Origin of the sequence: Bacillus sp. ISL-4 (assembly GCF_018613275.1) — a bacterium.
Lineage (GTDB): Bacteria > Bacillota > Bacilli > Bacillales > DSM-1321 > Peribacillus > Peribacillus simplex_E.
Window position 1 is genome coordinate 74975 of record NZ_JAGGQN010000030.1, and the last position, 7966, is coordinate 82940.

Consider the following 7966-nt stretch of genomic DNA (forward strand, 5'->3'; position numbering starts at 1 on the left):
AGCTCCTTAAACCTGGTCTAAAGGTTCGATATCGGGAATATGCTTGTACAAACACATAAACAGGCTATACGTATCAGCCTTTCAAAAAGGAGGAATACCCATCGAAACTAAAAAAATGAGTGTCGCCGTAATTTATGGCGTAGGCTCCATCTTTGCCATAGTGATGATTGCTAGTTTAATCGTTTCCATCCTTCTTCGTTTTACTTCACTGACGGAATCATCCCTGACATACGTGATCATGATCGTGTCCTTTTTATCGCTGTTCATTGGTGGATTCATTTCAGGAGGCAAAGGGAAAAGGCAAGGACTATTCTTGGGCGGGAGTACTGGGCTGCTTTATCTGTTGGTCGTGTTCCTTTTTCAATATTTAGGTCACGATGCACTTTTCACCATCAAGCAATGGATATACTATGGCTGTTTTGTGATTACGGCCATGATGGGCGGCGTGCTTGGGGTCAACATGAGTTCCGACTCCCGCACCGATTAAAAAACACAGCAAAAAAACCGGGCACATGGCCCGGTTTTCGTTTGTCTTATACGGATACTTCTTTATTCGGTGCGCTTTCCGTAATTTCACGGATGGCAGCACGGTCAAATGTAAGCTTTGAACCGTCTGGTGATTTAATGACAATTTGCAATTCATCGATTGCATCGATTGTTCCGTGCATGCCGCCGATAGTTGCAACTTTATCACCTTTTTTCAAACTGCTTTGCATGTTTCGCGTAGTCTTCTGGCGTTTTTGCTGCGGACGGATTAATAAGAAATAGAACAATACGAACATTAAAATTAACGGAAGTATTTGTGTTAAACTACCCATTTTTCTTCACTCCTTTCATTCTTTAAAATATTTATGGAATTAGAAGTTTTTTGCATTTGGCTTATTGAAACCATATTGTTCAAAAAACTCTTCCCTAAAGTCTCCAAGGCGATCTTCTCGAATAGCTTGTCTGACCTGTTCCATCAAGTTTAACAGAAAATGAAGATTATGATAAGTCGTAAGACGAATACCAAAGGTTTCTTCACATTTAATCAAATGGCGGATATAAGCCCGGCTATAATTTTTACAAACATGACAATCGCAATTTTCATCTATTGGACCAAAATCACGGGCATACTTCGCATTTTTCACAACCAGTCGGCCATTGCTTGTCATCAACGTACCATTACGTGCAATACGTGTAGGGAGTACGCAATCAAACATATCGACGCCGCGGAGCGCACCATCAATCAATGAGTCCGGTGAACCGACTCCCATTAGGTAACGCGGTTTGTTAGTTGGCAGTAATGGACTTGTAAATTCAAGGACACGGTTCATGATATCCTTCGGTTCCCCAACAGATAGTCCTCCAATAGCATAACCCGGGAAATCAAGGGAGACAAGGTCTTTCGCACTTTGTTTACGAAGATTTTCAAACTCTCCACCCTGAACGATACCGAACAACCCTTGATCTTTTGGACGCTCATGCGCATTCAAGCAGCGTTCTGCCCAGCGTGATGTCCGTTCAACCGATTTCTTCATATACTCTTCGGTTGCCGGGAATGGCGGACATTCATCGAATGCCATCATAATATCAGAGCCAAGTGCATTTTGTATTTCCATCGCTTTTTCCGGAGATAAAAATAATTTATCACCATTGATATGGTTTCTAAAATGTACGCCCTCTTCTTCAATTTTACGGAATTCACTCAAACTGAAGACTTGAAAGCCGCCGGAGTCCGTCAAAATCGCCCGATCCCAGTTCATGAACTTATGCAATCCGCCAGCTTCCTTGATGATTTCATGCCCCGGACGCAGCCATAAGTGGTACGTATTGCTCAGGATGATGCCTGCCCCCATTTGTTTCAAATCTTCCGGGGACATCGTTTTGACAGTAGCCATCGTTCCAACCGGCATAAATGCCGGCGTTTCAAAAGAACCATGCGGCGTGTGAACCCGGCCTAACCGAGCCCCTGTCTGTTTACATGTTTTGATTAACTCATATCGTATTGCAGTCAACGCAATAACTCCCTTCAAGAGCATATCACTCTTATATTACTTAATTAACATCGCATCGCCAAAACTAAAGAACCTGTATTTTTCTTCCACTGCCGTTTCATAGGCATGAAGGACATGCTCCCTGCCTGCAAGTGCAGAAATAAGCATGATTAAAGTTGATTTCGGTAAATGGAAGTTCGTAATCATCGCATCGATCCCTTTGAACTCATAACCAGGATAAATGAAGATGCTCGTCCAGCCATTCTCTTCCTTAAAAACTCCATCATGACGGGACGCAATCGTTTCCAATGTCCTTGTGGACGTAGTGCCGACCGTGATGATTTTCCCGCCTTTTTCTTTCACTTCATTCAGTAATCTAGCTGTGCCTTCCGTCATTTGGTAAAATTCCGAATGCATTTCGTGACTGTCAATATCGTCCACGCTGACAGGTCGGAACGTACCTAGTCCAACATGAAGCGTGATAAAAGCGATATGAACGCCCATGCCTTTAAGTTTCTCAAGCAAATGCTCCGTAAAGTGCAGCCCTGCCGTTGGGGCTGCAGCCGACCCGCGTTCACGCGCATATACCGTTTGATAGCGGTCTTGGTCGTCGAGCTGTTCCTTGATATATGGTGGCAGCGGCATTTCGCCAAGTTCCTCTAATATCTCATAAAAGATACCTTCATATTGAAACTTTAGGATTCGACCGCCATGTTCAAGTACACCTGTGCAGACGGCACTCAGCTTACCATCGCCAAAGATGATTGTCGTGCCTTCTTTAATGCGTTTCGCTGGCTTTACAAGTGTCTCCCATACATCATCATGTTCTTGTTTCAACAGCAAAACTTCTACTTTTCCACCTGTTTCCTCTTTACTGCCGTATAGCCGTGCCGGCAGTACTTTCGTATCGTTTAACACAAGACAGTCACCAGGTTTAATATATTCCGTGATATGGCTGAATACATCATGCTGTAGCTTACCGGTTTCTTTGTCCAGCACCATCAATCTGCTGGATTCCCTATCTTCCAAAGGAACTTGGGCAATCAGTTCCTCCGGTAAATGAAAATCAAACATATCCAATTTCATCTGTTCCACTTCCTTACTTGTCTATCAAGCTGTAATCATTATTTAAAACGGCCGATCAAATAAAAAATGGCGGACAACACAACACTGACGATGATTGATGTAACGATAGGAAAGTAAAACGTCGTATTCCCCTTTTTCAGAAAAATATCTCCCGGCAGCCTGCCGAGATGAATATATTTCATCGCAAAACCAATCACGAATATAATTACTCCCAAAATCATAACCATTTTTGGTATATTCATCATTCAGGCATCTCCATGCCGAAATGCTCATATACTAGCTGTGTTGCCATCCGGCCTCTTGGGGTACGCTGAAGAAAACCGACTTGTAACAGATATGGTTCATACACATCTTCGATCGTATGTGCCTCTTCGCCAATCGTTGCCGCAATCGTTTCAAGACCCACTGGTCCGCCACGGAATTTTTCAATGATCCCTTTAAGTAATTTATGGTCAATATGATCGAGTCCTAAACGGTCGACCTGCATTAATTCAAGCGCATAATCGGCAAGCTCGGCCGTTATCGTACCATCCCCGCGCACCTGGGCGAAATCCCGGACCCTCCGTAAAAGCCGATTGGCAATTCTCGGGGTGCCCCTTGACCTTCTTGCAAGCTCGGCTGCTGCTTGATCATCCATCTCCGTATCCATGATTCTTGCTGTGCGGATGATGATATCAGTCAAATGGTTTTCCGTATAATATTCAAGACGGCTCAAGACACCAAAACGGTCCCTGAGCGGTGCAGACAATGAGCCTGCACGCGTCGTGGCCCCTACGAGGGTGAACGGCGGCAAGTCGATCCTGATCGAACGGGCTTCCGGTCCCTTACCGACTACAATATCCAGACAGAAGTCCTCCATAGCCGGATATAGCACTTCTTCAACGACACGTGGAAGACGGTGAATCTCATCAATGAACAATACATCACCTGGTTCAAGTGCACTCAAAATGGCCGCCAGATCTCCTGGCCGCTCAATGGCGGGGCCGGAAGTCGTGCGGATATTTACACCCATTTCATTGGCGATGATGACGGCAAGCGTCGTCTTTCCAAGACCAGGCGGTCCATATAAAAGTACATGATCGAGCGTTTCTTCACGCATCCTTGCCGCTTCGATGTATACACTTAAATTCGCTTTCACTTTATCCTGTCCGATATATTGCTTTAAGTTTTGCGGCCGCAGGCTTTGTTCAAAGGACAGTTCGTTCAAATCGGCTTCCTGATTGAATATTCTCTCCTCCATTGCGCCACTCCTTATCTTAACATCATTTGCAATGCTTTCTTAATATATTGCTCGGTCGTCATGTCTTCAGCCTGTAATTTCTTGGCAACCTTTTGGATTTCCTTTTCAGAATAACCAAGAGCCTTCAATGCAAGAATGGCTTCATCCAATTCCTCCGTATAGCCATTTGGACTGAGTGCAGCCGTTACGCCTTCGTTAAACAAGCTTGGGAACGCATCCGGAATAATGTTCTCAAGTTTCCCTTTTAAATCGAGAATCATCTGCCGTGCCGTTTTCTTTCCGACTCCCGGGAATTTCACCAAAAACGATTCATCTTCATTTTCGATCGCCTGTACCACCTGATCAACCTGGCCTGATGCCAATATGGCTAGAGCACCCTTCGGCCCGATTCCCGTTACATTCAATAATTTTGTGAATAACGCCTTTTCTTGACGAGTCTGAAACCCGTATAATGCGGCCATATCCTCACGAACATAATGATACAAGAAAACTTGAATTTCTTTCTGGTATTGAGCGGAAAAAATAAAAGGATTCGGTGTCATCACTTGATATCCGATCCCCCCATTTTCCACAACTATGTATTCAGGCCCAATATAATCGACCTTGCCTTTTATATAATCATACAAATTAATTCTCTCCCTGATTTTGCTGTACCTCTCATTTTATCATAAAAAGGGGGTGTTGTTCATTAAAAGTTATTTAGTAGACGCAAAGACTTTTACAATGAAGGATATCCCGTTTCATTACATTTGAGGTATTATCCCTTCCTACAGTTTGTAGACAAATGGGGTTCTATCTATATTTTAAACAAGGTATTGGAACGGGTGTGCGCGACTCCTGCGGGAAAAGTGCGTCCAGAGGACACCGCAGCATAAAGGCGCATAGGGCGGAAAGCGAGTGCCTGAAGTCAACGTTCAAATTGTACAAACCCTAAAAAAACTGCAGACAAACCCGATTTTCATCGAGTGTATCTACAGTCTGGAGGATGGGTGTCATCCCATCCTAGTTTACCGAATATGGCTCATATTCTTTAATGAGCTGTTTATATTGGTCTTTATTCATGATCGGAATCCCTTTTTGCAGTTCCTCCTGCTTGTATGCTTCAAGTTTACCAACGTCTATTTGGTAGAAAGTATGAATGATTTTGGCATGCTCGGGCCTTCCGATAAAAATGGATAACGTACCATCTTCCCTCATCCCAAGGTAACCATTCGCTTTTAAAAGCGGCGATATGTCATTTTCAATTTTCTTCATGACAATCTGCTCTTCGTTTTGATCGACCACTTTCCATCCTTCATATTTTGACCAAAAGTCCTCCATCGACCAAATTGTTTCTGTCAATTTCTCTTCACTTAATTCGCCATCCAGATACATACGCTGAAGAATGACCTTCCTTTCAATAGGATCATTTTCCTTTTGAACGGTTTCTTCGGCAAAAACGGTTAAGCAAATTGGCAATATGAAAAGCGTCATGAAAAATTGGATTCTAAGTTGATTAATCAATATATTCACCTCTTAAGGCGTTTACTTTTTATGTAGTTTGACCCCAAATAAGGATTATTAACCAGAAAAAAATCAAAAAGAGCTGACTCCGTACCGGGTCAGCCCACTATTTATTTCAAGTGATTTTCGTGAATGTTAAGGTTATCGAACATGTCATTGGCATCCAAAATGACCATTTCCCTCGTATCGCCATCCCGAAGATTGTTATCAAGTGTCATCGTCCTGAAATAGACACCTTCATCGGTGGTTACATATAGGGTACGGCCATTGGTAAGGGGTCCGATTTCCGTCTTGATTCTTTCTTTAACAGCTTTTGCTTGGCTGTAGTCATCAAGCCGCAAGGCTACCAGCATTTCATCTTTCATGATGATTGTCCTGGCATCGATGACCGGCTCCATTTTATTGGCGATACCATTTACTTTATCGGCAAAAGCACCTTCATAAGAATTATAATAAGATGATTTTGCCTTAAGCGGTTTACTTTCATGTCCATGGTAGTTACGATCACTCTTACTGTACGCATCATCTTTATCGTATAAACCTTGCACCATATTCTCATAATTGATGTTGCGTACCAATGCATCTTTTTTATGGTACCCTGTATCATTGGTGATATTTTCATTTTCCGCTGTATCATTATTAGCACATCCAACCAAACTGACGGCGGCCAATACCGTACAAAGCGGATGTGCCCATTTTATTTTCTGCACCAATAACCCTCCCATTGCAATAGAATGAGCTATATTCCGCTCATAATTAGCATGGGTGTCGAACGGAAAATGTACTCTGTAAGATACGGCCAAAATCCCGTTTTAATTCCTATTAAGGGAAGAAATCCTTTCCGCCAATTTTTCATTCATCTCCATCCGCTCCGAAAAACCTTCCACGGTCATTTTCCAGACCGAATGAAGCTGGGAAGAACTTTTATTAAGACGATTCCATTCACGGAAAATATCGGTAGGATAAGTTAAAGCATATAAAAAGGCCAGGTCTGACTGATACCTTTGCATTTGCGGAACTTCCCACAGTTCGGTGGCCGCATCATCCAAATGAGGAGAAATTCGATTTGCATACTGTAAATAATCAATGCACCTCGGGGCATTCGCCATTAAGTCAAAATCGATTAAGGTCAATGTGCCGTCCGCCCTCCTCAAGAAATTATGGTGGGCACAATCACCATGAATAATGACTTTCTTTTCCTTATTCCATAAAGACTGATTTTTATCAAACCCCTCTAGCGACCATTCACCCCATCTAACCCATTCCTTGATAATATCTTCGGAAACATATTGGCGAACATATGAAAAGTTCTTTTTAAATAGTGATAAGCGTTCTTTCCACTTTTTTGATTGATTGAACACAGGAGCGTTAATGGAGATATGTTCCGACACATCATGGAAGCTTTCCAGTAACTGAATGCCCTCTAAGCGGTCCTTATTATTGGAGTATCTGAATTTTTTCTTGCTTGGCGGAAAATAGTCCATACTGCCAAACCATTTCCCTTTAAATTGAAAGGGCATTAGATTCTGATGAATATAATACGTTTGATGAAATCCCTTTTGTTTTAACAAAGAAGTCAATTCCCTTTGCCGATCCCATTTTTCAAAACTGTCGAATCCTTTAAGGATCATAGGATGACCCTTTTCAAAAGTTAATAAATAGACACTGCTTTGAATATGGTGGACATTCTTTGGCTTACGATTTAAATAAGAGAGGAGACGAGTGTTAAAGACACTGTCTCCTTGATAATTAGTAGTCATCGCTTTCATCTACATATGTCGGTATCCCAAATGTATCAGGCGCACGAACGCCCCCGAATTGGCCTGGCTGGCCTCCCATTTGTCCAGGTAACATAGCTTCCGGCTGACCACCAAGCTGACCGCGCATCATGTCTGGCTGACCACCAAATTGTCCCGGCATCATCCCTGGCTGGCCTGGGTTTTGACCACCCATCATACCTGGCTGGCCTCCATTTTGGCCGCCCATCATACCTGGCTGGCCTGGGTTTTGGCCGAACATCATACCTGGCTGACCTGGGTTTTGACCGCCCATCATCATACCTGGCTGGCCTGGGTTTTGGCCGCCCATCATCATACCTGGCTGACCTGGGTTTTGGCCGCCCATCATCATACCTGGCTGACCTGGGTTTTGGCCGCCCATC

10 protein-coding genes and 1 pseudogene are annotated in these 7966 nt (G+C 43.3%); 1 reads left to right on the top strand and 10 read right to left on the bottom strand.

All coding sequences use genetic code 11. The features are described 5' to 3' along the window. Window positions 1-115: 115 nt before the first annotated feature. Complete coding sequence (locus J7J00_RS19010) at window positions 116-487, top strand: TIGR04086 family membrane protein (RefSeq protein ID WP_214793499.1); 372 nt, start codon at window positions 116-118, stop codon at window positions 485-487. Window positions 488-533: 46 nt separating this feature from the next. Here the strand turns inward: J7J00_RS19010 and yajC are convergent, their stop codons facing one another. From yajC to J7J00_RS19060, 10 genes and pseudogenes are all read right to left on the bottom strand, one after another. Then, window positions 534-818, bottom strand: a complete 285-nt coding sequence (gene yajC / locus J7J00_RS19015) for a preprotein translocase subunit YajC (RefSeq protein WP_214793502.1) — start codon at window positions 816-818, stop codon at window positions 534-536. Window positions 819-857: 39 nt separating this feature from the next. Beyond that, window positions 858-2003 (bottom strand): tRNA guanosine(34) transglycosylase Tgt, encoded by a 1146-nt coding sequence (tgt, locus tag J7J00_RS19020; RefSeq protein ID WP_200949487.1) that lies wholly within the window; start codon window positions 2001-2003, stop codon window positions 858-860. A gap of 30 nt (window positions 2004-2033) precedes the next feature. Next, window positions 2034-3062, bottom strand: a complete 1029-nt coding sequence (gene queA / locus J7J00_RS19025) for a tRNA preQ1(34) S-adenosylmethionine ribosyltransferase-isomerase QueA (protein ID WP_214793505.1) — start codon at window positions 3060-3062, stop codon at window positions 2034-2036. A 38-nt stretch (window positions 3063-3100) separates the two neighbouring features. Next, window positions 3101-3307, bottom strand: a complete 207-nt coding sequence (locus tag J7J00_RS19030) for a DUF2905 domain-containing protein (RefSeq protein WP_034308809.1) — start codon at window positions 3305-3307, stop codon at window positions 3101-3103. Continuing rightward, a complete protein-coding gene (gene ruvB, locus J7J00_RS19035) occupies window positions 3304-4302 on the bottom strand; it encodes a Holliday junction branch migration DNA helicase RuvB (RefSeq protein ID WP_034308811.1) in 999 nt (332 codons plus the stop codon). The genes J7J00_RS19030 and ruvB overlap by 4 nt, the downstream gene beginning before the upstream one ends. A gap of 11 nt (window positions 4303-4313) precedes the next feature. After that, the gene (gene ruvA / locus J7J00_RS19040) at window positions 4314-4928 is read right to left on the bottom strand and encodes a Holliday junction branch migration protein RuvA (protein ID WP_098369652.1); all 615 of its coding nucleotides are present in this window, start codon (window positions 4926-4928) and stop codon (window positions 4314-4316) included. Between the two features lie 376 nt (window positions 4929-5304). Continuing rightward, window positions 5305-5814, bottom strand: a complete 510-nt coding sequence (locus J7J00_RS19045; RefSeq protein WP_377391631.1) for a BofC C-terminal domain-containing protein — start codon at window positions 5812-5814, stop codon at window positions 5305-5307. A gap of 101 nt (window positions 5815-5915) precedes the next feature. After that, entirely contained in the window at window positions 5916-6515 is a 600-nt protein-coding gene (locus J7J00_RS19050; RefSeq protein WP_214793508.1) for a YhcN/YlaJ family sporulation lipoprotein, read from the bottom strand. A gap of 102 nt (window positions 6516-6617) precedes the next feature. Continuing rightward, the gene (locus J7J00_RS19055; protein ID WP_214793511.1) at window positions 6618-7565 is read right to left on the bottom strand and encodes a phosphotransferase; all 948 of its coding nucleotides are present in this window, start codon (window positions 7563-7565) and stop codon (window positions 6618-6620) included. Continuing rightward, window positions 7555-7966: pseudogene (locus tag J7J00_RS19060) on the bottom strand (hypothetical protein); the annotation flags it as partial. The pseudogene J7J00_RS19060 and the gene J7J00_RS19055, both read right to left, overlap by 11 nt.

Excerpts from the sequence above, each read along its gene's own strand:
- J7J00_RS19010 (WP_214793499.1), top strand. The coding sequence starts at position 116 with ATGAGTGTCGCCGTAATTTATGGCGTAGGCTCCATCTTTGCCATAGTG.
- yajC (WP_214793502.1), bottom strand. The coding sequence starts at position 818 with ATGGGTAGTTTAACACAAATACTTCCGTTAATTTTAATGTTCGTATTG.
- queA (WP_214793505.1), bottom strand. The coding sequence starts at position 3,062 with ATGAAATTGGATATGTTTGATTTTCATTTACCGGAGGAACTGATTGCC.
- J7J00_RS19030 (WP_034308809.1), bottom strand. The coding sequence starts at position 3,307 with ATGATGAATATACCAAAAATGGTTATGATTTTGGGAGTAATTATATTC.
- ruvB (WP_034308811.1), bottom strand. The coding sequence starts at position 4,302 with ATGGAGGAGAGAATATTCAATCAGGAAGCCGATTTGAACGAACTGTCC.
- J7J00_RS19055 (WP_214793511.1), bottom strand. The coding sequence starts at position 7,565 with ATGACTACTAATTATCAAGGAGACAGTGTCTTTAACACTCGTCTCCTC.